24 protein-coding genes are annotated in these 25,768 nt (G+C 55.1%); 14 read left to right on the top strand and 10 right to left on the bottom strand.

Going from position 1 to position 25,768, the window contains the following annotated elements; translation table 11 throughout:
- Positions 1–8: 8 nt before the first annotated feature.
- Positions 9–1,940 (bottom strand): methyl-accepting chemotaxis protein, encoded by a 1,932-nt coding sequence (locus NIM72_RS09800; protein ID WP_253420177.1) that lies wholly within the window; start codon positions 1,938–1,940, stop codon positions 9–11.
- Positions 1,941–2,099: 159 nt separating this feature from the next.
- On the opposite strand from NIM72_RS09800, the gene yjfP reads away from it, so the two are divergent.
- Positions 2,100–2,849, top strand: coding sequence for an esterase (yjfP, locus tag NIM72_RS09795; protein WP_253420175.1), 750 nt, complete (start codon positions 2,100–2,102; stop codon positions 2,847–2,849).
- A 49-nt stretch (positions 2,850–2,898) separates the two neighbouring features.
- On the opposite strand, the gene NIM72_RS09790 is transcribed toward yjfP, so the two are convergent.
- The gene (locus NIM72_RS09790) at positions 2,899–3,105 is read right to left on the bottom strand and encodes a hypothetical protein (RefSeq protein ID WP_013359170.1); all 207 of its coding nucleotides are present in this window, start codon (positions 3,103–3,105) and stop codon (positions 2,899–2,901) included.
- 404 nt (positions 3,106–3,509) lie between these two features.
- Here NIM72_RS09790 and rpsF point away from each other — a divergent pair, with 404 nt between their 5' ends.
- The 4 genes from rpsF to rplI are packed head-to-tail and all read left to right on the top strand — an operon-like array spanning position 3,510 to position 4,950.
- Positions 3,510–3,905 carry a 30S ribosomal protein S6 gene (gene rpsF, locus NIM72_RS09785; RefSeq protein WP_003855334.1) on the top strand — a complete coding sequence of 132 codons (396 nt, stop codon included), beginning with the start codon at positions 3,510–3,512 and terminating at the stop codon, positions 3,903–3,905.
- A gap of 6 nt (positions 3,906–3,911) precedes the next feature.
- Positions 3,912–4,229 (top strand): primosomal replication protein N, encoded by a 318-nt coding sequence (gene priB, locus NIM72_RS09780; RefSeq protein ID WP_013359169.1) that lies wholly within the window; start codon positions 3,912–3,914, stop codon positions 4,227–4,229.
- A 4-nt stretch (positions 4,230–4,233) separates the two neighbouring features.
- Positions 4,234–4,461, top strand: coding sequence for a 30S ribosomal protein S18 (gene rpsR, locus NIM72_RS09775; protein ID WP_002210155.1), 228 nt, complete (start codon positions 4,234–4,236; stop codon positions 4,459–4,461).
- A gap of 39 nt (positions 4,462–4,500) precedes the next feature.
- The gene (rplI, locus tag NIM72_RS09770; RefSeq protein ID WP_161734864.1) at positions 4,501–4,950 is read left to right on the top strand and encodes a 50S ribosomal protein L9; all 450 of its coding nucleotides are present in this window, start codon (positions 4,501–4,503) and stop codon (positions 4,948–4,950) included.
- An 82-nt stretch (positions 4,951–5,032) separates the two neighbouring features.
- Here rplI and NIM72_RS09765 read toward each other — a convergent pair whose 3' ends face one another.
- A complete protein-coding gene (locus NIM72_RS09765) occupies positions 5,033–5,710 on the bottom strand; it encodes a LysM-like peptidoglycan-binding domain-containing protein (RefSeq protein WP_305884805.1) in 678 nt (225 codons plus the stop codon).
- Positions 5,711–5,930: 220 nt separating this feature from the next.
- Here NIM72_RS09765 and fklB point away from each other — a divergent pair, with 220 nt between their 5' ends.
- Positions 5,931–6,551, top strand: a complete 621-nt coding sequence (gene fklB, locus NIM72_RS09760) for an FKBP-type peptidyl-prolyl cis-trans isomerase (protein ID WP_010256433.1) — start codon at positions 5,931–5,933, stop codon at positions 6,549–6,551.
- 46 nt (positions 6,552–6,597) lie between these two features.
- Here the strand turns inward: fklB and NIM72_RS09755 are convergent, their stop codons facing one another.
- Positions 6,598–8,541: a bifunctional 2',3'-cyclic-nucleotide 2'-phosphodiesterase/3'-nucleotidase gene (locus tag NIM72_RS09755; protein ID WP_161734858.1), complete on the bottom strand. Its 1,944-nt coding sequence runs from the start codon at positions 8,539–8,541 to the stop codon at positions 6,598–6,600.
- Between the two features lie 293 nt (positions 8,542–8,834).
- On the opposite strand from NIM72_RS09755, the gene cysQ reads away from it, so the two are divergent.
- A complete protein-coding gene (cysQ, locus tag NIM72_RS09750) occupies positions 8,835–9,578 on the top strand; it encodes a 3'(2'),5'-bisphosphate nucleotidase CysQ (protein ID WP_161734855.1) in 744 nt (247 codons plus the stop codon).
- A gap of 66 nt (positions 9,579–9,644) precedes the next feature.
- On the opposite strand, the gene NIM72_RS09745 is transcribed toward cysQ, so the two are convergent.
- Positions 9,645–10,202: a YtfJ family protein gene (locus tag NIM72_RS09745; protein WP_253420173.1), complete on the bottom strand. Its 558-nt coding sequence runs from the start codon at positions 10,200–10,202 to the stop codon at positions 9,645–9,647.
- A gap of 315 nt (positions 10,203–10,517) precedes the next feature.
- Here NIM72_RS09745 and NIM72_RS09740 point away from each other — a divergent pair, with 315 nt between their 5' ends.
- On the top strand, positions 10,518–10,724 hold the full coding sequence (locus NIM72_RS09740; RefSeq protein WP_003855513.1) for a DUF1107 domain-containing protein: 207 nt from the start codon (positions 10,518–10,520) through the stop codon (positions 10,722–10,724).
- A gap of 82 nt (positions 10,725–10,806) precedes the next feature.
- Here NIM72_RS09740 and NIM72_RS09735 read toward each other — a convergent pair whose 3' ends face one another.
- Positions 10,807–12,129, bottom strand: coding sequence for a hemolysin family protein (locus tag NIM72_RS09735; protein WP_013359164.1), 1,323 nt, complete (start codon positions 12,127–12,129; stop codon positions 10,807–10,809).
- A 517-nt stretch (positions 12,130–12,646) separates the two neighbouring features.
- On the opposite strand from NIM72_RS09735, the gene NIM72_RS09730 reads away from it, so the two are divergent.
- The 3 genes from NIM72_RS09730 to NIM72_RS09720 are packed head-to-tail and all read left to right on the top strand — an operon-like array spanning position 12,647 to position 18,482.
- Complete coding sequence (locus tag NIM72_RS09730) at positions 12,647–14,362, top strand: autotransporter assembly complex family protein (protein WP_202604986.1); 1,716 nt, start codon at positions 12,647–12,649, stop codon at positions 14,360–14,362.
- Complete coding sequence (locus tag NIM72_RS09725) at positions 14,359–18,126, top strand: translocation/assembly module TamB domain-containing protein (RefSeq protein ID WP_253420170.1); 3,768 nt, start codon at positions 14,359–14,361, stop codon at positions 18,124–18,126. The genes NIM72_RS09730 and NIM72_RS09725 overlap by 4 nt, the downstream gene beginning before the upstream one ends.
- Positions 18,127–18,128: 2 nt before the next feature.
- A complete protein-coding gene (locus NIM72_RS09720) occupies positions 18,129–18,482 on the top strand; it encodes a gamma-glutamylcyclotransferase (protein WP_013359161.1) in 354 nt (117 codons plus the stop codon).
- A gap of 59 nt (positions 18,483–18,541) precedes the next feature.
- Here NIM72_RS09720 and ppa read toward each other — a convergent pair whose 3' ends face one another.
- From ppa to NIM72_RS09705, 3 genes are all read right to left on the bottom strand, one after another.
- Positions 18,542–19,072, bottom strand: a complete 531-nt coding sequence (gene ppa, locus NIM72_RS09715; protein WP_033734022.1) for an inorganic diphosphatase — start codon at positions 19,070–19,072, stop codon at positions 18,542–18,544.
- Positions 19,073–19,172: 100 nt separating this feature from the next.
- On the bottom strand, positions 19,173–19,622 hold the full coding sequence (locus tag NIM72_RS09710) for a DUF441 domain-containing protein (RefSeq protein ID WP_253420161.1): 450 nt from the start codon (positions 19,620–19,622) through the stop codon (positions 19,173–19,175).
- A gap of 61 nt (positions 19,623–19,683) precedes the next feature.
- Complete coding sequence (locus NIM72_RS09705) at positions 19,684–20,094, bottom strand: lysozyme inhibitor LprI family protein (protein WP_253420147.1); 411 nt, start codon at positions 20,092–20,094, stop codon at positions 19,684–19,686.
- 169 nt (positions 20,095–20,263) lie between these two features.
- On the opposite strand from NIM72_RS09705, the gene NIM72_RS09700 reads away from it, so the two are divergent.
- The gene (locus NIM72_RS09700; RefSeq protein WP_161734838.1) at positions 20,264–21,823 is read left to right on the top strand and encodes a methyl-accepting chemotaxis protein; all 1,560 of its coding nucleotides are present in this window, start codon (positions 20,264–20,266) and stop codon (positions 21,821–21,823) included.
- A gap of 58 nt (positions 21,824–21,881) precedes the next feature.
- Here NIM72_RS09700 and fbp read toward each other — a convergent pair whose 3' ends face one another.
- A complete protein-coding gene (fbp, locus tag NIM72_RS09695; protein WP_010256459.1) occupies positions 21,882–22,889 on the bottom strand; it encodes a class 1 fructose-bisphosphatase in 1,008 nt (335 codons plus the stop codon).
- A gap of 168 nt (positions 22,890–23,057) precedes the next feature.
- Between fbp and mpl the strand changes: the two genes are divergently transcribed.
- Together mpl and NIM72_RS09685 are read left to right on the top strand one after the other, a co-directional pair.
- Positions 23,058–24,410, top strand: coding sequence for a UDP-N-acetylmuramate:L-alanyl-gamma-D-glutamyl-meso-diaminopimelate ligase (gene mpl / locus NIM72_RS09690; protein ID WP_222924947.1), 1,353 nt, complete (start codon positions 23,058–23,060; stop codon positions 24,408–24,410).
- 582 nt (positions 24,411–24,992) lie between these two features.
- The gene (locus NIM72_RS09685; RefSeq protein WP_135907641.1) at positions 24,993–25,733 is read left to right on the top strand and encodes an oligogalacturonate-specific porin KdgM family protein; all 741 of its coding nucleotides are present in this window, start codon (positions 24,993–24,995) and stop codon (positions 25,731–25,733) included.
- Positions 25,734–25,768: the final 35 nt, after the last annotated feature.

The raw sequence follows: 25,768 nt of genomic DNA, 5'->3' as shown, positions 1-25,768 counted from the left end.
GAATGACGTCAGGATTTAAGGCTGAAAACGCTGACCAGCTGAGTCAGGTGATGCCCTTTATCACTCAGGTTCTGTGCGCTGTGTTCTGCCTGTGCCACCAGTTCACTGTTCTGATGGGTTGCCTGGCTGATCTGGTTCATCGCCAGATTCACCTGGCCGATACCCGCCGCCTGCTCCTGCGCTGCCACGTTGATCTCGCCCATCAGCGCCTGCACCTGTTCGATGTGGGTCACAATGTTGGTCATCGCATCACGCGTCTGCTCAGAGAGCTGGTGTCCCTCCGCCACGTTGCTGATAGAGGTGGCAATCAATCCATCAATCTCTTTGGCGGCCTGCGCGGAACGCTGTGCCAGCGCACGCACTTCTGCAGCCACCACAGCAAAGCCACGGCCCTGTTCACCGGCTCGTGCCGCTTCAACGGCCGCATTCAGTGCCAGAATATTGGTCTGGAAGGCGATCGACTCAATCACATGGGTGATATCCGCAATGCTTTGCGATGACACCTTAATGGCCGACATGGTGTTAACCGAGTGCACCACCGTCTGGCTGCCATGACTGACGATATCGCTGGCTTCGGCCACCAGTGACATCGCCTGACGCAGGCTGTCAGCGGTGTGTTCGACCGTGGCACCAAACTGCTCCATGCTGGCAGAGGTCTGCTCCACGCTGCTGGCCTGACGCCCGATCTGCTCGCTGATGTTATGGCTGCTGGCCGCGATGGTGTCCGTGCCGTCGCTGATCTCCTGCGCCGCGCCGCGCACCTGGCCGACGATTTTTTCCAGCCCATCGCCAATGCCGTTAATCGCAATAATCAACTGACCGACTTCATCACGACGGCGGGTATCCGTATGGACCTGCAGATTTCCGGCGGCATACTGCTCCGCCAGATGGATCACCTGCTGTAGCGGACGGGTAATCGCCCGGCGGCTGTACCAGACAAACCCCAGTGCGAAGATCACCACCAGAATCAGTCCGGTAATCAGGAACAGGTTACGGCTGTGGGTAATCGGGGCGAGCAGGCTGGCACGGTTAACTTCACCGGTAATCACCCAGTTCCAGCCCGGCAGCTGCTGCCATGCCAGCATCTGCTGTTTACCGTTGATCTCCACCTGCTGCATACCCTGCGGCTGCGTCAGCAGGGGCTGAAGTGTCGCGTCATCCCAGTCTGGCCGTTTCCCTTCATTGTGCTGATCGAACAGATACTCGCCCTGATTCTTGCCTGGCGTGCCGTTGAGCACATAGAAATGGCCGCTGTCGCCCAGCCGGCGCGCCAGGATTTTCTCGCGCATCAGGGCATACTGCTTATCAATGCCAACACCGACAAAAAGGATGGCGACGACTTTGCCACTCTCATCTTTTACCGGCTGATACTGCGTGATGTAGCGATGGCCGAACAGCGTGGCCAGGCCGCGGTAGACTTCGCCCTGGTGAACACTCTTCCAGGCGGCACCGCTGCGGTCCAGCTGCGTACCGATGGCGCGACTGCCATCTTCTTTTTTCAGCGAGGTTGAAACACGGACAAAATCATCACCATCGCGCACGAAAATGGTCGCCACAGCGGCAGTGCGGTCGGTGAAATCGTCAACCGCGGTCTGATCGAGGTTCAGCGTTTTTAATCCGGCACGCAGCACCGGCGTCGAAATGGTACCCACCTGCACCCGCGAGCTTTCATCCAGGCTAAAGCGCCTGGGCAGGAAACTGGTAAATAAATCGGTGTAGTGAGCCACCTCTTCGGTGAGGGTGGCGTTAAACATGGTAGTCATTTCATAGATGCCCTGCACCTGGTTGTGCATGTCATCAATGGCGAGATTTTCCAGCTGGCGCGAGGCGTTGTGGCTTTGAGTCAGGGTCAGTACCAGCAACAGCAGCGCTACGCTGAGAGACGTCAGTACAGACAGCTTAACTCCGAGACTCAGTCCGCTGAGAGAGAGACGCTTCATAAATTACCTTTGATCAAGTTAGGGGAATACACGATCAACGGCACGCTGCGGAAAAAGTTTAGCGTGGAAAAGCATAACTAAGCGCAGCGGGGAATTTCGCAAATTAACCCGCAGAACGTACACTTGAACGGCACGCCTTGCCCCCGCTCAGGAGAGACCATGATTGAACTCACCACAGAAACGCTGGCCGGTATCGAATGCCTGCACGCCACGCCTGCCGGACAGCGGAATCAGCCGCTGCCGACCGTACTGTTTTATCACGGCTTCACCTCATCAAAAGAGGTCTACGCCTACTTCGCCGTTGCGCTGGCGCAGGCGGGATTTCGTGCAGTCATGCCGGATGCCGAGCTGCACGGCGCGCGTTTTCACGGTGACGCCGAAGCACGCCTGGGCCACTTCTGGGAAATACTGAAGCAGAACATTGATGAGCTGCCGCTGCTGGAGACTGCGCTGCGTAATAAGAATCTGATCGCTGACGGGCATTTCGCCGTGGCAGGCGCGTCGATGGGCGGGATGACGGCGCTGGGTGCGATGGCGCGTTATCCACAGATTCAAAGTGTCGCCTGCATGATGGGATCGGGCTATTTTATGCAGCTCAGCGAGTCGCTCTTTCCGCCGCTGGTGGCCGACACGCCAGAGCAGAAGGCGCAGTTTGCGGCCCGCATGGCACCGCTGGCGGACTATGATCCCTGCAATCGTCTGCAGGCACTGGCAAACCGACCGCTGCTGTTATGGCACGGCGAGGCGGATGAGGTGGTGCCCTGGGCGGAGAGCGTCCGACTGGAGCGCGCACTGCGTGAAAACGGGCTGGCGCAGCATCTGACCACGCTATCGGAAAAGCAGATTGGGCATAAGATCACCCCATCCGCATTGACGGCGCTGGTCAGCTTTTTTAAAGATCAGCTTTGAACAATGAACGGGCGTAGAAGAACTCTGCCGCCCGTAAACTTACCGGCACTTACCAGTGTGCAGACGATTTTTCTGCTGTTCTGGCAGGCGCATTGACCGGGTTTCTTTCCGGCGTATCCAGACGGTTAACGTAGACATAACCCGATGCCGCTTCGCTGCTGTGACTTCTCATCTGCTGCGCACAGTCAGCATAGCTGGCAAGAGCGGGTGGAGACAGGAAGAGACCCAGTAAAGTGGCGATGACGAACGTTTTCATGCCCGACTCCTCACTTCAGGGAACACACTCTGAATGACGCCACGAAGCGAATCGTCGCGTCTTTATTCAGTTTAGCGACTGAGCATAGTATCGCCAGATCGTTCCTCTGAACCTCTTCGTCAGCGTTTTTGAACAAAGCGGCATTAACCCGCTGTATTCACGCCATTAGCACAAAAAGCCACGGTATCTGGCACGCTATCGGCAATTTGTTTAAATGTGCGCTTGAGTTCACGGGCCGTCACCAGTATGATTACGCGTCAATTTTTCAGCCGCATTCTCAGGCTGTGTCCCACAAACGCTCGTCACAGCGAACCTTTGTGGGACACAGCCTATAACGTTCCTTGCTTCCATGGGCCGCGGTTGACCCCGACAGGAGGCTGAATAATCCGTAAGGAGCAATTTCGATGCGTCATTACGAAATCGTATTTATGGTTCATCCTGACCAGAGCGAACAGGTTCCTGGCATGATCGAGCGTTACACTGGTGCTATCACTGGTGCAGAAGGCACGATTCACCGTCTGGAAGACTGGGGCCGCCGTCAGCTGGCTTACCCGATCAACAAACTGCACAAAGCGCATTACGTTCTGATGAACGTTGAAGCGCCGCAGGAAGCGATCGATGAGCTGGAAACGAACTTCCGCTTCAACGACGCCGTTATCCGTAGCATGGTTATGCGCGTTAAAAACGCGGTAACTGAAGCATCGCCGATGGTTAAAGCGAAAGATGAGCGTCGTGATCGTCGCGAAGATTTTGCTAACGAATCCGCTGATGAGTCAGATGCTGGGGATTCTGAAGAGTAATCCATCGTGACGGTCAATCGACTTCGCCTGTCAGGCACTGTGTGCAGGACACCGGTTCGAAGAGTTAGCCCGTCAGGAATTCCTCACTGTCAGTTCGTGCTTGAGCACCGCTCAGTGCAGGAGGAGGCCGGGTTTCACCGGCAAGCCTGGTGTCGTATGCCTGTTATTATTAGCGGCAGCGCCCATCAGGTGATTACTCAACATATAACGGTCGGCACGCAACTCACACTCGACGGCTTCATTAGTTGCCATCAGGCACGAAATGGCCAGAGCAAAGTGGTGTTCCATGCCGAGCAGATTGAATTGATAGATTCTGGAGACTAGCCTAATGGCACGTTATTTCCGTCGTCGCAAGTTCTGCCGTTTCACCGCGGAAGGCGTTGTTGAGATCGATTACAAAGACATCGCAACGTTGAAAAACTACATTACCGAAAGCGGTAAAATTGTCCCGAGCCGTATCACCGGTACTCGTGCAAAATACCAGCGTCAGTTGGCTCGCTGCATCAAGCGTGCGCGTTACCTGTCTCTGCTGCCGTACACTGATCGTCATCAGTAATCGGCAACTGTCCATTAACGACTTTAAGAGGATAAGGTAATGCAAGTTATTCTGCTTGATAAAGTAGCAAACCTTGGCACCCTGGGTGATCAGGTTAACGTTAAAGCGGGCTACGCTCGTAACTTCCTGGTACCACAGGGCAAAGCTGTTCCTGCCACCAGGAAAAACGTTGAGTTCTTCGAAGCACGCCGTGCTGAACTGGAAGCCAAACTGGCTGACGTTCAGTCTGCAGCAACTGCACGCGCTGAGAAAATCAATGCACTGGGCACGGTAACCATCACGTCTAAAGCAGGCGATGAAGGTAAACTGTTCGGTTCAATCGGTACCCGCGACATCGCTGATGCAGTGACTGCAGCAGGCGTTGAAGTTGCTAAGAGCGAAGTTCGTCTGCCGAACGGCGTTCTGCGCACTACCGGTGAGCATGAAGTAAGCTTCCAGGTTCACAGCGAAGTCTTCGCTAAACTGAACGTGAAAGTTGTTGCTGGTTAATCCTGATTAACTAAGCACGACATCAACGCCGGCCCTGTGCCGGCGTTTTTGTTTTTATACCTTTGTTTATCCGCTGTTCGCATTACTGCGCGCGAATAAAGCTGCCATCGGGCTGACGGGTAAACAGCACCGGGCCGTTAGCGCCCTCCACCGTCAGACCTGTTACTGCACCCTGCGCATCCTGACGGATTTTTACCTGCTGACCACTTTTCAGTGTGCTGAGCGGCTGATCGCTACCCTCTACCCGCGCCATCGCAAACACATCATTGACCGGCAGACTGTTGTCACGGAACAGCTGCGCCAGCGTCTGACCGGAAGCGATGGTGAGGTTACGCCATTCCCCCTGAGAATCGGCTTTTGGCGTCTGCTGAGATTGTGAGGATGAAGGCTGGCGGGTACCGTTGTTTTCATAAATATCCGCCTGCATCGGTACCTCCTTCTCAGCCGAGGGTGTAACAGGCTGCTCAACCGGATAGCGCAATGTACTGGCGGGCCAGAGAAACGCCACCAGTATCACCAGCAGGGCAGCTACGATGCCCCGGCGGTGCGACGCTGGCAGCGGATCCATCCAGCGAATGTGGTCGGTAAAATGCCAGATACGCTGTAGCCAGCTCGGCAGGCGGGATGACGCGTCTGAAGCCATTCGGGGTTCCTCCTCTCCGGCAGGCTGCTGCGGCCTGCGTGCGGCCAGCCAGGTCTGTAGCCGGGTTACAATATGTTGTGCACGCATCCTGCGGCGGCGTGGGGCAATCTGGCCCATGTTTACTCTCTTATTCAGGTGCTACAGACGGGGTGATCCCCATCGATAGTTATAGTATGGGCAATACCGGCGCGAAGTGCCTGCCAGCATTGATAAATTTGACGGCTCTATTGTTTCTCTTTCATCAGTAAAAGTCATCTGCGACGCAGGGCATTTTACGCCAGCGGCCTGCACTGCTATGCTGCCGGTTCGAATTTATCCGAGAGTGAAAGGAACGAAGATGACTACCCCTTCTTTCGACAGCGTCGAAGCACAAGCAAGTTACGGTATTGGTTTACAGGTTGGCCAGCAGTTGCTGGAATCTGGTCTGCAGGGTCTGCAACCAGAAGCACTGCTCGCGGGTCTGCGCGACGCGCTGGAAGGGAACTCACCGGCCGTACCGGTTGACGTGGTTCATCGCGCACTGCGTGAAGTACACGAACGTGCAGAAGGCGTGCGCCGTGAGCGCACCGAAGCCATGGCAGCAGAAGGTCAGGCGTTCCTGCAGGAACATGCGCAGCGTGAAGGCGTGAGCAGCACCGAATCAGGCCTGCAGTTCAGCGTGATTACTCAGGGCGAAGGTCCAATCCCATCACGTCAGGATCGCGTACGCGTTCATTACACCGGCAAACTGATCGACGGCAGCGTATTCGACAGCTCGGTTGCCCGTGGCGAACCGGCTGAATTCCCGGTAAGTGGTGTTATCCCTGGCTGGATCGAAGCACTGACCCTGATGCCGGTTGGCTCAAAATGGGAACTGGTGATCCCACAGAACCTCGCGTATGGCGAGCGCGGTGCGGGTGCCTCTATCCCACCATTCAGCACCCTGATCTTCGAAGTCGAACTGCTGGAAATTCTGTAATACCCGGACGCTGCAACCAATCCGGTTGCAGCGTTTTTCTCCCGCCTTATTTTTGCTGTAAATTCACCTGCCACAGCGCAAAGCCAATCGCATCTGTGCCTTTGGGCTGAAGCGGATATTGCGCATGCTGCTGAATAAAGTTGGTCGCCTTATCACCCGGTGCCGTTTCAAACTGAATATTGAGCGGGGTGGATGCGGTAATCGGTGCCAGACGCCAGTTATTGTCCGCCTTCGGCTGCACTTCACCGTGTGCTTTGGTTTCCGCGCTGATATAAGCCGCAACCACTGCCCGGTTCTCGTCCGGCGAAGCAAAGGCAATGTACTTATCCCCGGTGCCAGCAAACTTGCCGCCGTAAGCGCGATAGTTATTGGTCGCGACCAGGAAAGTGGCCTGCGGATCGACGGGCTTACCCTGCCAGGTAAGCTGGCGGATACGTGAAGCATCCGGGTGGATCAGTTTACACTCCGCGTCGTAGCGCGCGGGTTGAGTCACATCGATCTGGTAATTTACCCCATCGATCACATCGAAGTTATAGGTGCGGAAATCCCAGTTGATCAGCGACTGCGTTTTGCTGCTGTGTGGATCGATCTGGTTAAACTGGCCCGCAGAACACTCCAGCCACTCTTTGACCTGTGCGCCTGTGACTTTCATCACCACCAGCGTATTGGGATAGAGATAAAGGTCGGCGGCGTTACGGAAGGTCAGCGCGCCTTTCTCCACTTCGGTGTAGCTTGATGGGTCGTTTTTACGTCCGCCCGCTTTAAACGGCGCAGCAGCGGAGAGTACCGGCAGTCGGCCCAGATCCGGATCGCCCTGAATAAAGTGCTCCACATAGGCGCGTTGAGCATTATTGACGATCTGCACGGTTGGGTCGTCCTGAACCAGCGACAGATAGCTGTACATCACATCGGCGGACTTGCCGATGGGTTTCGCCACAAACTCCCGTGTTGCGCGGTGATCGTCAGCGAGCACTTTTACCAGCGTCGGATCCTCTGCGGCCAGTGATTTCTTTGCGGCGATGTCATAAATTGGCCGCGCCTGTGCTTTGCCACTGCTTACCTGCCAGTGTCCATCTTCATTGCTCAGCACCAGATCGACCACACCCAGATGATCGCCCCACATGCCTGGCATCACTGCCGGAATCCCGTTCAGCGTGCCGTTAGCGATGTCTGCACCCTTAATGGCGGCGAACTCCTCACTGGGGAAGACTGCATGTGCATGACCAAACAGGATGGCATTGATGCCTTCTACCTGGCTGAGATAGTAAACCGAGTTTTCCGCCATCGTGTGATACGGCTCGCTGCTCAGGCCGGAGTGAGGGATAGCAATAATCAGATCGGCACCCTGCGCACGCATCTCAGGCACGTAGCGGCGTGCCGTTTCGGTGATGTCATCGACCCGTACCTTGCCCTGCAGGTTGGCTTTATCCCACACCATGATCTGCGGCGGCACAAAGCCGATATAGCCAACCTTCAGGGTCTGTGTTTTCCCCTCACGATCAACCACCGTGGTGGATTTGATGATATATGGGGTAAACAGCGGCTTGCCGCTCTTCACATCAATCACGTTGGCGTTCACATAAGGAAAGCGGGCGCCTGCCAGCGCTTTTTTCAGGTAGGGCAAGCCATAATTGAATTCATGATTACCGAGGTTGCCGACGCTGTAATCCAGGGTGTTGAGCGCCTTATAGACCGGATGAATCTCGCCATCACGTAACCCTTTGGCCGCCATATAGTCACCCAGCGGGCTGCCCTGGATGATGTCACCATTATCGACCAGCAGACTGTTCTTCACCTCCTGGCGCGCAGTGTGAATCAGCGTGGCGGTTCGCACCAGCCCAAACTTCGCGGTTGGCGTGTCTTTGTAATAGTCGAAATCCATCATATTGCTGTGCAGATCGGTGGTTTCAAGTATCCGCAAATCCACCGTTGCGGCCTGGGTGGCGACGGAAACGCTCAGGGCCAGTAACATCATTCCGGGCTTAAACATGCTTGCTCCTGCTGCAAATTAAATTAAGGCTCTCAAAATAATGTAAAAGCATGACAGATAGTCATTTTAAATCGTGATGGATATAACGTTTTGGTGCATCAGCCAGCGGCGGATTCTTATACGCCGGAGGCGCATCGGCGCAGGCGTAGCGATAAGCGTGTAACTATGGTATTGATATATCTATAAATTGATGGGTCAGCCTGCCTGTGCATGAGCACCGCAGGCTGAACTGCTAAAATGTCACTAGCTGGGGTGAACCTATCCCGCAGCAGACAGACACAACGAGGTGAAAAATGTTAGAGCAAATCTGCCAACTGGCACGCGAAGCGGGCGACGCGATTATGCAGGTCTATAACGATGCCGCGCCGCTTGACGTTTCTCACAAATCGGACGATTCACCGGTGACCGCCGCAGATATCGCGGCGCACCACGTTATCATGCAGGGCCTGAAGCAGTTATCGCCTGAAATCCCGGTGCTGTCAGAAGAAGATCCCCCTGCCTGGGAGGTGCGTCAGCACTGGCAGCGTTACTGGCTGGTCGATCCGCTGGATGGCACCAAAGAGTTCATCAAGCGTAACGGCGAATTTACCGTCAATATTGCGCTGATCGAAGCGGGCAAGCCAGTGATGGGCGTGGTTTACGCGCCGGTGCTGGGCGTAATGTACTCCGCAGCAGATGGCAAAGCGTGGAAAGAGGAGGGCGGTCAGCGTGAGCAGATTCATGCCCGTGACGCGCGTCCTCCGCTGGTGGTGGTAAGCCGCTCACATGGCGATGACGCCGAGATGAAAGAGTACCTGAAACAGCTGGGTGAACATCAGACCGTCGCCACCGGCTCTTCTCTGAAATTCTGCCTGGTGGCGGAAGGGAAAGCCCAGCTCTATCCCCGTTTCGGGCCAACCAACATCTGGGATACCGGCGCGGGTCATGCCGTGGCGATGGCCGCTGGCGCCCATGTTCATGACTGGCAGGGTAAAACCCTGGACTACGCGCCGCGCGAATCCTTTCTTAATCCTGGCTTCCGCGTCTCACTGTTTTAATGCTGTCTGAATTTGCAGGCTTATGAAATGCCGACGGTCGCTCTGTGACCGCCGGGATTTCAGCGATTACTCTTTCAGCAGTGAGGCCAGCAGCGCCATCACTTTTGTCACTTCATCCTGCGTCAGCGATCCATCCTTCACAAATCTCACCTTGCCCTGTTTATCCAGTACCACAATGGCGGAACCGCCCGACTGTAACTGCCAGGCATGCTGCACATTGCCCTTGCTGTCGATGACAAACTGCGACCAGGAATATTGCTGCTTGTTGGTCTCAACGCTGCTGCGCACAAACATGCCGGTGCCGGGAATGGCGTCATCGGTATTTACGATAGTGGTGGTCTGATAGCGCTCGTGCGGCAACTTCGCGGCCTTGATCGCCTCTATCAGTGCCGCATTCATCTCTTTAGCGGAGGAGCGGCCAGCAATATGCTGGACCACGCGAACTTTTCCACTAAGCTGCGCGCTATTCCAGTTTTTGTAGCTAAACTTCTTCTGCTGTAATAACAGTTCGCCCTTATCGTTGACGCCAATGGCGGGGACTCGTGATCCCAGCCTGAGGTCATGGGCCATCACGCTTGCTGGTATCAGCAAAGACAGCGCCACCGCGGTCAGAATGTTTCGCATTGCTATTTCCTTGAGTGATCGGACCAGTTAGTCATTTTACTGCAATAGTAAGCAGGGATGATGCGCCTGTCATGGAAAGGTGTCAGGTTTGTTATGGACACCACAATTCCTTAACCAATGAAGGTTTATACTGTCTTGTATGACGCTGATAACAGAGTGTTCTGTAATGATGTGTCAATTCAGTAAAAAAATTCACTTTTCGGAACACCAGTCGATTTTAGTGTTCTATAGTTATCGCGAATTCGCGCTTCATGGGCTGGAACCAAATTTGGAAACGGCGAAGCGTGCTTTAAAAATGTACAGGAGTTAGTCAGTATGAAGATCTTCCAGCGCTATAATCCGCTACAAATAGCGAAATATGTAAAAACGCTGTTCAAAGGAAGGTTGTATATCAAGGACGTTGGCGCGTTCGAGTTCGATAAAGGGAAAGTCTTAATCCCGCGCGTTAAAGACAAACAGCATCTGAGCGTGATGTCAGAAATTAACCGCCAGGTCGTTCGTCTCAAGCTTGAGTTCAACTAATATCAAGGGCGCCGATGGCGCCCTTAGTGTCTGGCCCGTCAGACTATTTTATTTGACAGTCTGAACCTGGCCCTGAGTCATTCTACTCTTCTTCGCTTTTCGTCATGCTCAGTACCGGCGGTCGTTCGTCGATGCGGGTCACCAGCAGCTGGTCGATGCGATAGCTATCAATATCCACCACCTCGAACTTGTAGCCAGCAAACTTCACAAAATCAGTACGCTTCGGAATCTTACGCAGCATATACATCATAAAGCCGCCGATGGTTTCGTAGTTGCCTGACTGCGGGAAATCATCAATGTCCAGCACGCGCATTACGTCATCAATGGGTGTGCCGCCCTCAACCAGCCATGAATTTTCATCGCGCGCCACAATCTGCTCTTCCATGCCCTGTCCCACCAGGTCACCCATCAGCGTGGTCATCACGTCATTCAGGGTAATGATGCCCACGACCAGCGCATACTCGTTCATGATCACCGCAAAATCTTCGCCAGCGGTTTTAAAACTTTCCAGCGCTTCGGAGAGGGTCAGCGTGTCCGGCACAATCAGCGCAGAGCGAATCTGCAGGCCGCTGTTCAGCGCCATACTCTGATTGCCCAGCACACGCAGCAGCAGCTCTTTAGAGTCGACATAACCGACGATATGATCGATATCACCGCTGCAGACCAGAAATTTAGAATGCGGATGCTCAGCGATTTTGGTCTTGAGGCTGGTTTCATCTTCATGCAGATCAAACCAGACGATATTCTCACGCGAGGTCATGGAAGAGGGAACGGTACGTGATTCCAGCTCAAACACGTTTTCAATCAGTTCATGCTCCTGCTTACGCAGCACGCCCGCCAGGGCACCCGCTTCAACGACGGCATAGATGTCGTCAGAGGTGATGTCATCTTTGCGCACCATCGGCAGTTTGAATATACGGAAGAAGACGTTGGCCAGGCCGTTAAACAGAAACACCAGCGGACGCATCACCAGCAGGCAGAAACGCATTGGGTTGATGATGCGCAGCGCGATGGTTTCCGGGGCGACCATGCCGACCCGTTTCGGCGTTAAGTCGGCGAACAGGATAAAGAGGCTGGTGACGATGGTGAAAGAGCAGATAAAGCTGAGCTGCTCTGCCAGTTCTGGCGAGACAAAGCGGTTAAACAGGCCGCTGAAAACCGGTGAAAAGGCGGCGTCGCCGACAATACCGCCCAGGATGGCGACGGCGTTAAGGCCAATCTGCACCACGGTGAAGAACATGCCCGGCGTTTCCTGCATTTTAAGCACACGCTGCGCATTAACATTGCCTTCATCGGCCAGCAGTTTGAGTTTGATCTTACGGGCGGCCGCCAGCGATATCTCTGACAGAGAAAAAAAGGCACTGATTACGATCAGCAACAGAATGACAAGTAAGCTATCTAACATATGAGATCCAAAGGGTTATCCACTTGTCATTTTTGGCCTGGGCAGCGTGGGTAAGCGCAAACAGAGTTGGTTTATCCGTGAAACACAGCTATCCGTGCCAAAAATGTCTGCGCCTGTTCGACAGGAAAAAAGATGTCGGGGCAGAAATGAAAACAGGCGGAATGCCTGTGGTGGCAGATTATAGCAGGAGCGCTCATTGTGCCGCCAGAGGGCAAACCGCCGCATCGGACAGCATTAGCGTCCAGAGCAGCCGGTTATCGGCTCGGATTTATCTGGCTGAGTCATCTGAAATTGATCATTCCACTCCTCAGGAGTTGTATCGCGATCCTCATTTACCGACAATACCCTGTTATTTGACTTAGATGTCAGCGTTGCGCCGCCGTTTACCATAAAGTGCGGCTATGATGAGGGTGTTGCCGTTGCGGTAGTGCGGGCAAAGATGATTAATAAGTGCCCCGCGGAAAAGGGGCCGGCATGATTAACAGGAGTACAGGTGCCACGATTTTATGTTTATTGCATGGCTGGCCTGCTGCTTGCCGCGCCCGCCCTTGAGGCGGCGACAGTGCGATTACAGGTAGACGGCTTAACCGGGGATCTTCAGAGAAATGTCAGGGCGCGCCTGTCGACCATCGGCAGCGATGAGGTCTCTAACGATGGCCGTTTTCGCGCGCGTGTTTCTGTTGCGATAAAAGAGGGGCTACGTGCACTCGGTTATTATGAGCCCACCATCGATTTTGAATCCCGCCCCGCGCCTGCGCAGGGCGGACGCCCGGTATTAGTGGCCCATGTCACCCCTGGCGAGCCTGTCAAAATCGGCGGCAGCACCATCGTCGTTGAAGGCGATGCGCGCAATGATCCCGATTACAAAGCCTGGGTGAAGCAGGGACGGCCCAAAGTGGGCGCGCAGCTTAACCACGGGCAATATGACAAATTCAAAAGCGGTTTCTCAAATCTTGCGCTGCGTAACGGCTACTTCGACGGTACGTTTAAAAAAAGCCAGCTCGGCGTCTCGGTAGAGCGGCGTGAAGCCTTCTGGGATATTGATTACGACAGCGGCGAGCGCTATCGCTTTGGCGACGTCACGTTCCAGGGGTCGCAGATTCGCGAAGAGTACCTGCAGAATCTGGTGCCGTTCAAAGAGGGGGATTACTACAGTTCCCGCGATTTAGCCGAACTGAATCGCCGCCTTTCCGCCACCGGCTGGTTTAATTCGGTGGTGGTCGCGCCGGAATTCAGCAAGGGACGCCAGACCAAAGTCCTGCCGCTGAATGCCGTGATGTCGCCCCGCACCGAAAATACTATTGAAACCGGTGTCGGCTACTCCACAGATGTCGGTCCGCGCCTGAAAGGCACCTGGAAAAAACCGTGGATCAACGACAGCGGCCACAGCCTGGCGGCCAGCGCCTACGTTTCTGCGCCGGAACAGCAGGTCGATCTCAGCTACAAAGTGCCGCTGCTGAAAAGCCCGCTGGAGCAGTATTACACCTTCTCTGGCGGTCTGAAGCGCACCGACCTCAACGACACGAAAGCCGATACCACGACGCTGGCGATGTCGCGCAACTGGGACAGCAGCAGCGGCTGGCAGAAGGCCGTTAACCTGCGCTGGAGCCTGGACCACTTTACGCAGGGCAGCGTGACCAACACCACGATGCTGCTCTATCCCGGCGTCAGCGTAAACCGCACCCGTTCGCGTGGCGGTCTGATGCCGACCTGGGGCGATTCACAGCGCTACTCGGTGGACGTCTCTGATACGACCTGGGGTTCGGACGTTGACTTTCTGATCCTGCAGGCGCAAAACGTCTGGATCCGCACGCTGGGCGACAGCCATCGCTTTGTGGCGCGCGGCAATCTTGGCTGGATCGAAACCAACGACTTTGACAAAGTGCCGCCGGATCTGCGCTTCTTTGCCGGGGGTGACCGCAGTATTCGTGGCTACAAATACAAAAACATTTCCCCGCGTGATGACGACGGCAAACTCACCGGTGCATCCAAACTCGCCACCGGATCGTTGGAATATCAGTACAACGTCACCGGGAAATGGTGGGGCGCGGTGTTTGTCGACTCGGGCGAAGCGGTTAACGACATCAAGCAAAGTAACGTCAAAACCGGTGCGGGCGTCGGCGTACGATGGTCTTCACCAGTTGGCCCCATCAAATTTGATATCGCCAGACCTATCGGGGATGACGAGGCACATGGATTACAATTTTACGTAGGGCTGGGGCCAGAACTATGAAGCTGTGGAAAAAGGTCCTGATCGGTATTCTGATCTTTCTGGTACTGCTGTTGGGCGGCGCGGCATTTTTAATCGGTACCACGCCTGGGCTGCATTTAGTGCTGAAAGGGGCATCGCGCTGGGTGCCCGGCCTGTCAATCAAACAGGTCGATGGCGGCTGGCGTAACCTGACGCTCAACGGTCTGCGCTATGAAATGCCAGGCGTCAGTGTGGATGCCGGGCAGATTCATCTGGCGGTGGATCTCAACTGCCTGCTGCACTCCTCCGTGTGCGTTAACGACGTCTCCCTGCACGATATCAGCGTGGTCGTTGACAGCAAGAAGATGACACCTGCTGCACCTGCGCCGGAAGAGGAGAGTGGCAGCACTAACCTCAGCACGCCATACCCGATTACGCTGCGTCATCTTGGCCTGCACAACATCAATGTCAAAGTGGATGACACGGCGATCTCGCTGCTCGACTTTACTACCGGCCTGCAATGGCAGGATCGCGCGCTGACGCTGAATCCGACCCATATTCAAAGCCTGCTGATTGCGCTGCCGAAAGCGGCGAAAGTGGTCAATGACGAGGTAGTAGAACCGAAAGTCCAGCAGCCCCATCCTGCCGAGAAACCGCTGGGTGAAACGCTGCAGGCGATGTTTGCCCAACCGCTGCTGCCTGCGCTGCCCGATTTCCGTCTGCCGCTGGATATTGAGGTTCAGCAGATTCTGGGCGAACAGCTGCGCATTACCGGCGATACCGATATCTCCGTCAGCCGGTTGCTGCTGAAAGCTAAAACCGCCGATCGTCAGATGCAACTCAGCACGCTGGAGGTGGACTCGAACCTCGGCAACCTGAAGGGTAGTGGTCAGGCGACGCTGGCGGATAACTGGCCGGTCGATTTCTCCCTTAACGGTACAGTTAACACCGATCCGATTAAAGGCGAAAAGCTGGCGCTGAAACTGAATGGCGCGATGCGCGACGAGCTGAAGATGGGGCTGAACCTCTCCGGTCCGGTGAATGCGCAGCTGGACGCCACGACCCAGCTGGCGGTGGCGGGACTGCCGCTGTCACTGAAGCTGACCAGCCCGCAGCTTCGCTGGCCGTTAACCGGCCCGGTACAGTACCAGGCGGATAACCTGGACTATCAGTTCAAAGGCAAAGCCACTGACTATGTGATGTCACTGCAAACCGCCGTGAAGGGCGAGTCCGTACCACCAGCCACTATCTCGCTGACGGGTAAAGGCAATGTTGAGCAGTTCAGCCTGGATCGCCTGCGCGTGGCTGCATTGCAGGGCAACATCGATCTCACCGCGCTGGTGGACTGGAGCAAGGCGATCAGCTGGCGCAGTGAGCTGACGCTGGCCGGGATCAACACCGCGAAACAGTATCCTGACTGGCCGGCGCGGCTGGATGGAAAAATTACCACCCGCGGCAGCCTTTATGGCGGCAGCTGGCAGTTGAGTGTGCCGCAGCTTCAGCTGAAAGGAAACGTGAAGCAGAACGCCGTGACCGCTGACGGCTCACTGACCGGTAACAGCTACAACCAGTGGACAGTGCCGGGCATTAAGCTGGCGCTGGGACGCAACCATCTGGATGTCAAAGGGGCGTTGGGTGACAGTCTGGATCTCGATGCCAGCATCGACGCACCGCAGCTCGATAATGCACTGCCCGGTCTGGGCGGTGTCGTCAACGGCACCCTCAAAGCGCGCGGCACCCTGAAGGCGCCGCAGCTGCTGGCCGATCTCAACGGTCGTGGTCTGCGCTGGCAGCAGATGCAAATTAATCGCGTTACGCTGAATGGCGATGTGCGTTCCGGCGAACAGGTGGCGGGTAAACTGCAACTGCGCGTCGAGCAACTGAAGCAGGATGCGCTGAACATCAGCCTGCTGACGCTGAATGCGGATGGCAACGAGCGTCAGCATCAGCTGAAGCTGAATGTGCAGGGCAAACCGGTCTCTGGCCAGCTGGCGCTCAATGGCAGCTTTGATCGCCAGACCGAACGCTGGAGAGGCTCGCTGAACGATACCCGCTTTGATACGCCTGTCGGCGAGTGGCGTCTGACCCGCGCGATGGCCATCGACTATCTCAACAGCCGCCAGACGGCGACCATTGGGCCGCACTGCTGGCAGAACCCGAATGCACAGATTTGTGTACCAGAGCCGGTAGAAGCCGGGCCGGAAGGCAAGGCGCATGTCGTGCTGAATCGCTTTGACCTGGCGATGGTGAAGCCGTTTATGCCGGATGCGACCCAACTCAGCGGCCTGTTCAGCGGTGATGTGCGCGTCAACTGGACGGCCGACGGCGCGCTGCCGACCGGAACCGTGGCGCTGAAAGGCAATGGCGTGAAAGTGGTGCAGGATGTGCAGGGCAATAACCTGCCCATCGCCTTTGATACGCTGAACCTCAATGCCGCGCTGCGTAATGGACGCGCCCAGCTCGACTGGCTGATCCGCATCGCTAAAAACGGGCAGATGGATGGCAGTGTGCAGATCGACGATCCGCAAAACCGGCGCACGCTGGGTGGCAACGTTAACATCCGCAATATCTCGCTGGCGATGCTCAATCCGGCCCTGATGCAGGGTGAGAAAATCAAAGGCAGCCTGAACAGCAGCCTGCGTCTGGGTGGCAGCATCCAGCAGCCACAGGTGTTTGGTCAGCTTGGTCTGACGGGTGTCGATGTGGATGGCAACTTTATGCCGGTCGATCTCACTGCCGCTAACCTGGATCTGGTGTTCAACGGAATGAGTTCGACCCTGAACGGTCTGGTGCAGACCGGGCAGGGCAACATCAACCTTAGCGGTAACGCGGACTGGAGTCAGCTTGATAACTGGCGTGCGCGCATTGCGGCGCAGGGCAGCCGGGTTCGCGTGACCGTGCCGCCGATGGTGCGTATGGACGTCTCGCCGGATCTGGTATTTGAAGCGACGCCAGCCGCCTTTAACCTTGATGGCCGGGTCGACATTCCGTGGGCGCGCATCACGGTGCAGGAAGTGCCGGAAAGCGCCACTGGCGTCTCGTCGGATGAAGTGATGCTGGATAAACAGCTGAAGCCAATCGCACCGCAAACCGCCGCGATTCCGATTAACAGTAATCTGGTGATCCATGTCGGTAACGATGTGCGGCTCTCAGCATTTGGCCTGAAAGCGAAACTGAATGGCGATCTGAAAATGGTGCAGGATCGGTCAGGACTGGGCTTAAACGGTCAGATCAATATCCCATCAGGTCGCTTCCACGCCTACGGTCAGGATCTGATTGTGCGTAAAGGCGAACTGCAGTTTGCTGGCCCGCCGGACCAGCCTTACATCAACCTGGAAGCCATCCGTAACCCGGATGCGACTGAAGATGGCGTCACTGCCGGTCTGCGCGTCACCGGCCTTGCCGATGAGCCGAAAGCAGAGGTCTTCTCCGATCCGGCGATGTCGCAACAGGAAGCGCTTTCCTACCTGCTGCGCGGTCAGGGACTGGGCAGTGACGGCGACAGTAACGCCCTGACTTCGGCTCTTGTTGGCTTAGGGGTTGCACAAAGTGGGCAGGTTGTGGGTAAAATCGGGGAGACATTCGGTGTCAGTAATCTGGCCGTTGATACTGCGGGTGTTGGCGATAGCCAGCAGGTGCAGGTCAGTGGCTATGTACTACCGGGTCTGCAGGTAAAATACGGTGTTGGCATATTTGATTCACTGGCGACGTTAACCTTGCGTTACCGCCTGATGCCTAAACTCTATCTGGAAGCCGTGTCCGGTGTGGATCAGGCTCTCGATTTGCTCTATCAGTTTGAGTTTTAGCAATGCGAATAATTGTCTACGGCAGTTTACGGCGCAAACAGGGAAACAGTCACTGGATGACGAATGCGCAGTGGCTGGGTGATCACCAGATTGAAGGCTTTGAGCTTTACAGTCTGGGGCATTATCCCGGCGTCATAGAGGGCAATGGAGCGGTACAGTGTGAAGTGTACCGCATTGATGCCTCAACCCTTGCGGAGCTGGATGCGCTTCGCACCAAAGGGGGAGAGTACAAACGTTATCTGACTCAGACGCCGTTTGGCAGTGCATGGCTTTATGTCTATCAACGCTCAGTGGCAGGACGCCAGCGCATTATGAGTGGTGACTGGCTGAAGCGCGATGAGGAGCCAGAGGCCTGAACAAAAACACCGTCCAGTTGGACGGTGTTTTTTTTTCGACTCACAAACCGGCAGCAGGATTACTTCTTCTGTGCGCGCTCGTAAGAGGCGATGATTTCGGCTTTAGCGGCTTCGGCGTTATCCCAGCCATCCACTTTCACCCATTTGCCTTTTTCCAGATCTTTGTAGTGCTCAAAGAAATGGGTGATCTGTGCACGCAGCAGTTCTGGCAGGTCGTTCACATCTTTAATGTGATCGTACTCTTTAGAGAGCTTGGTGTGCGGAACGGCAACCAGTTTGGCATCTTCGCCAGACTCGTCGGTCATTTTCAGCACGCCAACCGGACGGCAGCGAATCACTGAGCCTGGGACCAGTGGATACGGGGTCGGAACCAGTACGTCAACCGGATCACCATCCAGAGAAAGGGTGTGGTTGATGTAGCCGTAGTTGCACGGATAGAACATGGCGGTAGACATGAAACGGTCTACAAACAGGGCACCAGACTCTTTATCAACTTCATATTTGATCGGATCAGCATTCGCTGGGATCTCAATGACAACGTAGATATCTTCTGGCAGGTCTTTACCTGCTGGCACCTGGTTCAAACTCATCTGGCATTCCTTCAGTAGTCGTATGTTGAGTGTCGGCTATTATAGCCAACTGACTCTGAAAGTATGCCCTCTTTTTGGCGTTTCGGAATGCGCCCAAACGCTACTTCGCCGCCACAAACAGCGAAACAATGCCTGCGGCAATCAGTGGCCCTACCGGCACGCCGCGGAAGAACGCTACGCCGATCACCGTGCCAATCAGCAGTCCCCCGATGACCGACGGCTGCACGCTCATAAAGTTCACGCCACGACCGCCCAGCCAGGCGACAAAAATCCCCACCACAATCGCCACAATCGACTTCCAGTTGGCAAACGATTTGAGCAGCGCGGAGGCGGGCAGTGAGCCGCTGGCCAGCGGGGCCATCACCGCCACGGTAAGAATAATGATGCCTAAAGTAATGCCCTGTTTCTCCACATAGGGAAAGAACTGCGCCAGTGGGGTAATTTTAATCGCCAGCAGCACCAGAATCGAAATCGTGACCGCGTTGTTGTGAACGAAATAACTCAGCACGGCAAGGCAAATCAGAATGATGGTCGAGGCGTAAGCAGCCATGGTTTCTCCCTGAAGGTGAATGAGCGCGCTGACTTCAGCCAGCGCAAAAGCCGGTTATCGATCAGCAGTCATCGGGGTTAGCACAGCTGCCTTTACCAAGTGACTGCAACATCAGTGCCTGATTGCGCACCAGGCTCAGGCTCTGAGCGCTCAGCGCCACGCTGCCCAGCGAGCCTTGTGTAGTGAGCTGGCTGCGGCTCGCCTCAAGCCAGCTGTCGCGGTAGCTCAGCCAGGCGCGCTGCGCGGCACGCAGTTTGTTTTTAGGTTCACCGGAGAGGGTTTTCATCAGTGTGTTGTACTGCTTATTCATCTCCTGATCCCAGGCCCGATTGGCCGCAGCGTAGCACTGGTTCATGGCAAGGGTAGTCGAGGCGTCATTGAGGCAGCGGTCGGGCGAGGCGTCTGTCGGCAGATCCCCTGCCAGCGCCGCCGTGCTGAGGCACAGCAGCATCAGAAGTAATCCTGGTTTCATTCTTTTCTCCGGATAACGGATAAGCGGCGATTAGCTTGATGGATGTTCCCGTGATGATCAAGTTGTTAACACTAATCAGAGTTAAAGTTTCGCGCCGTTACTGCCGATACTTCATCCGTTTTAGGGCCGCTGGAAAATTCGCCTTTTCTCTTACACGGAAATTATCAGGATGAAACAGATATCACTTCGCACGGGGTTGCTGGCATTGCTGGCATTTATGACACTGCTGCTGTTGGCGGTGAGTTTTATGGGTATCGTGGCAATTAATAAAGGGAATCGCTCGCTGGATGTGATCAACCGTATTCAGGGGATCGAGCTGAACAGTCTTTACCAGAGTAATTCAGATCTGATGCGGGCCCGCGCTAATGCAGCGCTGGCGGTGCGTAAAATTGAAATCGGTATGCTGGAAGAGGGCGCGGCAGTGACAAAGCTGTCGCAGGCGGATGTGGTGTCATCACAGCGAAACCTGAAGCGCTTTGTGGATGCCGGAACGGTGACGGCGCACGGGAAAATGCTGGCGGACGCGATTTCAGCCAGTTACAAAGCCTATCTCGACCAGGGCATCAAACCGATGATGGACGCGCTTGATAAGCAATACACTGACGAATATTACCAGCTGCTGGAAGGCAACCTGGCGACGCTGGCGGCAAGCTACAACAACGCTGTCACAGACTTCAGCCAGTTCGCCGGACAGGTCACCGAGGCCCAGCTCGCACAGGCGGCCTACAATGAAACCAAAATGAAAATTCTGATCGCTGTGGCAGGCGTATTAACACTACTGCTGCTGGTGCTCGCCTGGCAACTGCTGCGCCGGATGCTGCTGCAGCCGCTGAATCTGGCGATTGTCCATCTTGAACAGATCGCGGCTGGCGACCTGTCGCAGGCGCTGCCGCCGTCCAGCAACAACGAGCTGGGCAGGCTTAATCATGCACTGAGCGGGATGCAGCAGTCACTGCGCACCTCGGTGAGTCAGGTGCGTGAAGCGAGTATGCAGATCGACATCGGCAGCCGTGAACTGGCGGCGGGTAACGTCAATCTGTCGCAGCGCACCGAAGAGTCCGCTGCCTCGCTGGAGCAGACGGCGGCCAGCATGGAGCAGCTTACGGCCACGGTCCGTCTTAACGCCAGCAACGCTCAGCAGGCGCATCAGCTGGCTAACGCGGTCTCTGATACCGCCGATCGCGGCGCTGAAGTGGTCTGCTACGTGATGGAAAAAATGCATGAGATTACCGATAGCGCCAATCGTATCGGCGACATTCTCAGCGTGATTGACGGCATCGCCTTCCAGACCAACATTCTGGCGCTTAACGCCGCCGTCGAAGCGGCGCGAGCCGGCGAACAGGGGCGTGGCTTTGCGGTGGTGGCGAATGAGGTGCGTACGCTCGCGCAGCGCAGTGCTAACGCGGCCAAAGAGATCCGCACGCTAATCAGTGATTCACAGTCGCGGGTCAAAGAGGGGACGGAGATGGCGACGCGCGCCGGGGAAACCATGGATGAAATTTCTGGTGAAGTGATGCGCGTAACGGCACTGATGAAAGAGATCTCGATGGCCTCCGACGAGCAGAGCCGTGGCATTGAGCAGGTCAATCTGGCGGTCACGCAGATGGATGCAACGGCGCAGCAGAATGCGGCACTGGTAGAGCAGGCCACCGCCGCGACCCAGTCGCTGGAAGCGCAGTCCGGCCAGCTTCAGGCGACGATGGCGCAGTTCAGATTGCAGACGGCGTAAAAGCAAAAAGGGCGCGAAATCGCGCCCTTTTTATATCTCTTATTAAACCACTACCTGATTAACCCTGACGGCAATCCGGGAACTCGGCCAGGAAACGCTCAACGTCGTTCACCATCGCCTCGTTACCGCAGTAGAACGGGCAGCGCTGGTGCAGCGTGACCGGTGGAATATCCAGAATACGCTTCTGACCGTCGCTGGCTTTACCGCCCGCCTGCTCGGCCAGGAAGGCCATCGGATTGCACTCATACAGCAGACGCAGCTTGCCCTGTGGGTGGCTGGCGGTGCTTGGATAGAGGTAGATACCGCCTTTCAGCAGGTTACGATGGAAATCCGCGACCAGCGATCCGATGTAACGTGAGGTATAAGGACGGTGCGTTGGCAGATCCTCTTCCTGACAGAACTTCAGATATTTCTTCACACCCTGCGGGAAACGAATGTAGTTACCTTCGTTAATGGAGTAGGTGTAACCCGTTGGTGGATAGGTCATACGTTCGTGGCTGAGGCAGAATACACCCAGAGACGGATCGTAAGTAAACGCATGCACGCCTGCACCGGTGGTATAAACCATCATGGTGGAGGAGCCGTAAACCACGTAACCCGCAGCGACCTGCTTGTTGCCTGGCTGCATGAAGTCCGCTTCAACAACCGGCGTACCCGGTTCGCTGACGCGGCGGTAGATAGAGAAAATGGTGCCGACAGAAACGTTAACGTCGATGTTAGAAGAACCATCCAGTGGATCCATTAACACCACGTACTTACCGTTTTCTTCACCTTCAAAGATCACAAACTCGTCTTCTTCCTCAGAAGCGATACCGGCGACGATGCCGCGTGCTTTCAGTGCTGCCTTCAGTTTCTCGTTGGCAAACAGATCCAGTTTCATCTGCTGCTCACCCTGAATATTCTCGACGCCGCTGGCACCCAGAATATCCACTAAACCGGCTTTGTTGATGTCGCGGTGGATGATTTTGGCACCCAGCTTAATAGCGGAAATCAGCGCTGTCAGTTCACCTGTAGCGTGCGGAAAGTCATGCTGCTTCTCGACGATAAATTCGCCCAACGTTTTCATAACACATTCCCTGAATCTTCGATGGAGTGGCAGCACGCGTAACAGTCTGCCAACGGATGCGTACGCAGTTTAGCCGATTGAACTTCAAAAACCATAGTCCTAATCCGTTTCTTCCGTCTGCGAGCGGCGTTACACTGTGCGCCGAACTTTTGAGTAATGGATCATGTTATGCGCATTCACATCCTCGGGATTTGTGGCACTTTTATGGGTGGTCTGGCGGTGCTGGCTCGTTCACTGGGTCATCAGGTGACCGGTTCAGACGCCAACGTTTATCCGCCAATGAGTACACTGCTCGAACAGCAAGGTATTGAATTAACAGAAGGTTATGATGCCAGTCAGCTTGATCCGGTGCCTGACTTAGTCATTATCGGCAATGCGATGACGCGGGGTAATCCTTGTGTGGAAGCGGTGCTGGAACGCAACATTCCCTACCTCTCTGGCCCGCAGTGGCTGCACGATTTCGTGCTGCGCGATCGCTGGGTGCTGGCCGTGGCCGGAACCCACGGTAAAACCACCACAGCCGGCATGGCAGCGTGGATTCTCGAGGCCTGCGGCCTGGAACCCGGCTTCATTATTGGTGGTGTGCCTGGAAACTTCGATGTCTCGGCAAAATTAGGAAAAAGTCCATTCTTCGTGATTGAAGCGGATGAGTATGACTGCGCGTTTTTTGATAAGCGTTCCAAGTTTGTCCATTACTCTCCACGAACCCTGATACTCAACAACCTTGAATTTGATCACGCCGATATCTTTGACGATCTGCGGGCGATCCAGAAGCAGTTCCACCATCTGGTGCGGATCGTGCCGGGGCAGGGCAAGATCCTGCTGCCGGAACATGATCCTAACCTCAAACAGGTGATGGCGATGGGTTGCTGGAGCGAGCAGGAGAGCATTGGCGAGCACGGGCGCTGGCAGGCGAAGAAGCTGACCAACGATGCGTCTCACTGGGAAATCTGGCTCGACGGCGAAAAAGTCGGGGAAGTGAACTGGGCGCTGGTGGGTGAACACAATATGCACAACGGGCTGATGGCGATTGCAGCCGCGCGGCATGTCGGTGTGAAGCCGGAAGATGCAGGCCAGGCGCTGAACACCTTTATCAATGCACGTCGCCGGCTGGAGCTGCGTGGCGAAGTAAATAACATCAAAGTCTATGATGACTTCGCTCACCATCCGACGGCAATTCTGGCGACGCTGGCTGCCCTGCGCAGCAAAGTGGGCGGCAGAGCACGCATCCTGGCCGTGCTGGAGCCTCGCTCCAATACCATGAAGATGGGCGTCAGCAAAAACGACCTGGCACCGTCGCTGGCGCGTGCTGATGAGGTCTTCCTGTTCCAGCCGCACCATATTCCGTGGCAGGTTTCAGATGTCGCAGAAGCGTGCATTCCGCCTGCACACTGGAGCGCGGATATCGATACCCTGGTAGAAATGGTGGCAAAAGCCGCTCAGCCAGGTGACACGATTCTGGTGATGAGCAACGGTGGGTTTGGCGGCATTCATCAGAAGCTGTTGGACAGGCTGGCCTAAAAACAGGCACCCGTTTCGGGCGTTTCAGACTGATGACAAACCCTAATCAGGGTGAATCTGGCAGCAACGCAGTTGCCCAAGGCGAAGGGAATTCGGTCAGAAGAGGAAAGCGTCCCGCGCTACGGATGACGCGGGCCGGGCGTGTCATCGATGACAGCTTTTGCGTCTTTCCGATCTGACCGCGTTCTCTTTGCAGGCTCGGTCTTACCGCTACAGGGCCGAACTTTATCAACAATCTCCGACGCCCATATCGGGCGTTTTTTTAAACGTAGTATTCCCCATAATATTATCTTCTCAACAAATACCACATATTTTTGAATTTGATCTGCTCACTCTTCCTTCAGTTGCCATATTTTCTCTATTAGTGTCTGAAACAGAAAGGCCACACCTGTCGGTTATTTTTAGCATCGTCTCTGTTGTAGCCGGGAAATAAATAATAACCAGAAGGATTCAGGTTAAAAAATAACAGGTTTTATTTATGTGGCATCTTATATTAATACGGTTTTTAAATATAAGTTAACTTTGGGTTAAATGAGTTCGGATAATTCATTGCCCTGATGACTGAGAATAAGGATGTTTTTTATGGGAAAAAGTACAACACGATCATTGGCTCTGGGCGTTACGCTGTTATGCACTTCCGCAGCAGCACTGGCAACAGCCACGGTGGATTACCGGCACGAATACCGTCTTCGCGACCGCACGCACTATGACAAGCTGGGGCTGAGTACCACGCTGCCGGATAATATGTTTCTTGGCGTCGAAACCAAATTTAAAACCGGTGGCGCCGATCCAAAAGATAAATATTATAACGACACCGTGTTAAATGTGGTGGAAGTCACCTTTCTGAAGTCCTATTACTGGGGTAACTGGACGCTGTCACCTTTTATCCAGCCGGAATTTAACTCCTCGCGCACCGAATGGAAGTTTGGTGTGGCGCCCTGGTATAAAATTAATGACCGCTGGTCTGTTGGCGGATTATATCGCCTTGAACTGACCGATTATGCCCATGACGATCAATGCCGCACCGGGGGGATTGATTATTGCGATACTGACCGGCATCGCACGGCTAACCGTTTTGACCTCTATCTGCGCAATAAAACCGATCGTCTCACCACCACCTATAAGCTGGTATATAAGCACGCGGATGCGAAACTGTTTGCTAATAAGCATGATGACTATGAACAGGAATTACAGTTCGATTATGCGCTTGGCAACGATCGCGTCTGGGTGCCTTACGTCACCTTTGGCGATATCGGACGTTCTGCGACATCGAGCGAACGCCAGTTGCGGCTGCGCACCGGTATTCTCTATATCTATCGGTAAGGGCTGCCGGGAGGCGGGCGAAACTGCCCGCCATG

It is taken from the genome of Pantoea sp. B550 (genome assembly GCF_024158165.1).
In the GTDB taxonomy this organism is placed as follows: Bacteria; Pseudomonadota; Gammaproteobacteria; order Enterobacterales; family Enterobacteriaceae; genus Pantoea; species Pantoea alfalfae.
The sequence above is the reverse complement of the archived record's forward strand: the minus strand, read 5'-3'. Positions and strand labels throughout refer to the sequence as shown.

Excerpts from the sequence above, each read along its gene's own strand:
- NIM72_RS09800 (WP_253420177.1), bottom strand. The coding sequence starts at position 1,940 with ATGAAGCGTCTCTCTCTCAGCGGACTGAGTCTCGGAGTTAAGCTGTCT.
- yjfP (WP_253420175.1), top strand. The coding sequence starts at position 2,100 with ATGATTGAACTCACCACAGAAACGCTGGCCGGTATCGAATGCCTGCAC.
- NIM72_RS09790 (WP_013359170.1), bottom strand. The coding sequence starts at position 3,105 with ATGAAAACGTTCGTCATCGCCACTTTACTGGGTCTCTTCCTGTCTCCA.
- rpsF (WP_003855334.1), top strand. The coding sequence starts at position 3,510 with ATGCGTCATTACGAAATCGTATTTATGGTTCATCCTGACCAGAGCGAA.
- rpsR (WP_002210155.1), top strand. The coding sequence starts at position 4,234 with ATGGCACGTTATTTCCGTCGTCGCAAGTTCTGCCGTTTCACCGCGGAA.
- rplI (WP_161734864.1), top strand. The coding sequence starts at position 4,501 with ATGCAAGTTATTCTGCTTGATAAAGTAGCAAACCTTGGCACCCTGGGT.
- NIM72_RS09765 (WP_305884805.1), bottom strand. The coding sequence starts at position 5,710 with ATGGGCCAGATTGCCCCACGCCGCCGCAGGATGCGTGCACAACATATT.
- fklB (WP_010256433.1), top strand. The coding sequence starts at position 5,931 with ATGACTACCCCTTCTTTCGACAGCGTCGAAGCACAAGCAAGTTACGGT.
- NIM72_RS09755 (WP_161734858.1), bottom strand. The coding sequence starts at position 8,541 with ATGTTTAAGCCCGGAATGATGTTACTGGCCCTGAGCGTTTCCGTCGCC.
- cysQ (WP_161734855.1), top strand. The coding sequence starts at position 8,835 with ATGTTAGAGCAAATCTGCCAACTGGCACGCGAAGCGGGCGACGCGATT.
- NIM72_RS09745 (WP_253420173.1), bottom strand. The coding sequence starts at position 10,202 with ATGCGAAACATTCTGACCGCGGTGGCGCTGTCTTTGCTGATACCAGCA.
- NIM72_RS09740 (WP_003855513.1), top strand. The coding sequence starts at position 10,518 with ATGAAGATCTTCCAGCGCTATAATCCGCTACAAATAGCGAAATATGTA.
- NIM72_RS09735 (WP_013359164.1), bottom strand. The coding sequence starts at position 12,129 with ATGTTAGATAGCTTACTTGTCATTCTGTTGCTGATCGTAATCAGTGCC.
- NIM72_RS09730 (WP_202604986.1), top strand. The coding sequence starts at position 12,647 with ATGGCTGGCCTGCTGCTTGCCGCGCCCGCCCTTGAGGCGGCGACAGTG.
- NIM72_RS09725 (WP_253420170.1), top strand. The coding sequence starts at position 14,359 with ATGAAGCTGTGGAAAAAGGTCCTGATCGGTATTCTGATCTTTCTGGTA.
- NIM72_RS09720 (WP_013359161.1), top strand. The coding sequence starts at position 18,129 with ATGCGAATAATTGTCTACGGCAGTTTACGGCGCAAACAGGGAAACAGT.
- ppa (WP_033734022.1), bottom strand. The coding sequence starts at position 19,072 with ATGAGTTTGAACCAGGTGCCAGCAGGTAAAGACCTGCCAGAAGATATC.
- NIM72_RS09710 (WP_253420161.1), bottom strand. The coding sequence starts at position 19,622 with ATGGCTGCTTACGCCTCGACCATCATTCTGATTTGCCTTGCCGTGCTG.
- NIM72_RS09705 (WP_253420147.1), bottom strand. The coding sequence starts at position 20,094 with ATGAAACCAGGATTACTTCTGATGCTGCTGTGCCTCAGCACGGCGGCG.
- NIM72_RS09700 (WP_161734838.1), top strand. The coding sequence starts at position 20,264 with ATGAAACAGATATCACTTCGCACGGGGTTGCTGGCATTGCTGGCATTT.
- fbp (WP_010256459.1), bottom strand. The coding sequence starts at position 22,889 with ATGAAAACGTTGGGCGAATTTATCGTCGAGAAGCAGCATGACTTTCCG.
- mpl (WP_222924947.1), top strand. The coding sequence starts at position 23,058 with ATGCGCATTCACATCCTCGGGATTTGTGGCACTTTTATGGGTGGTCTG.
- NIM72_RS09685 (WP_135907641.1), top strand. The coding sequence starts at position 24,993 with ATGGGAAAAAGTACAACACGATCATTGGCTCTGGGCGTTACGCTGTTA.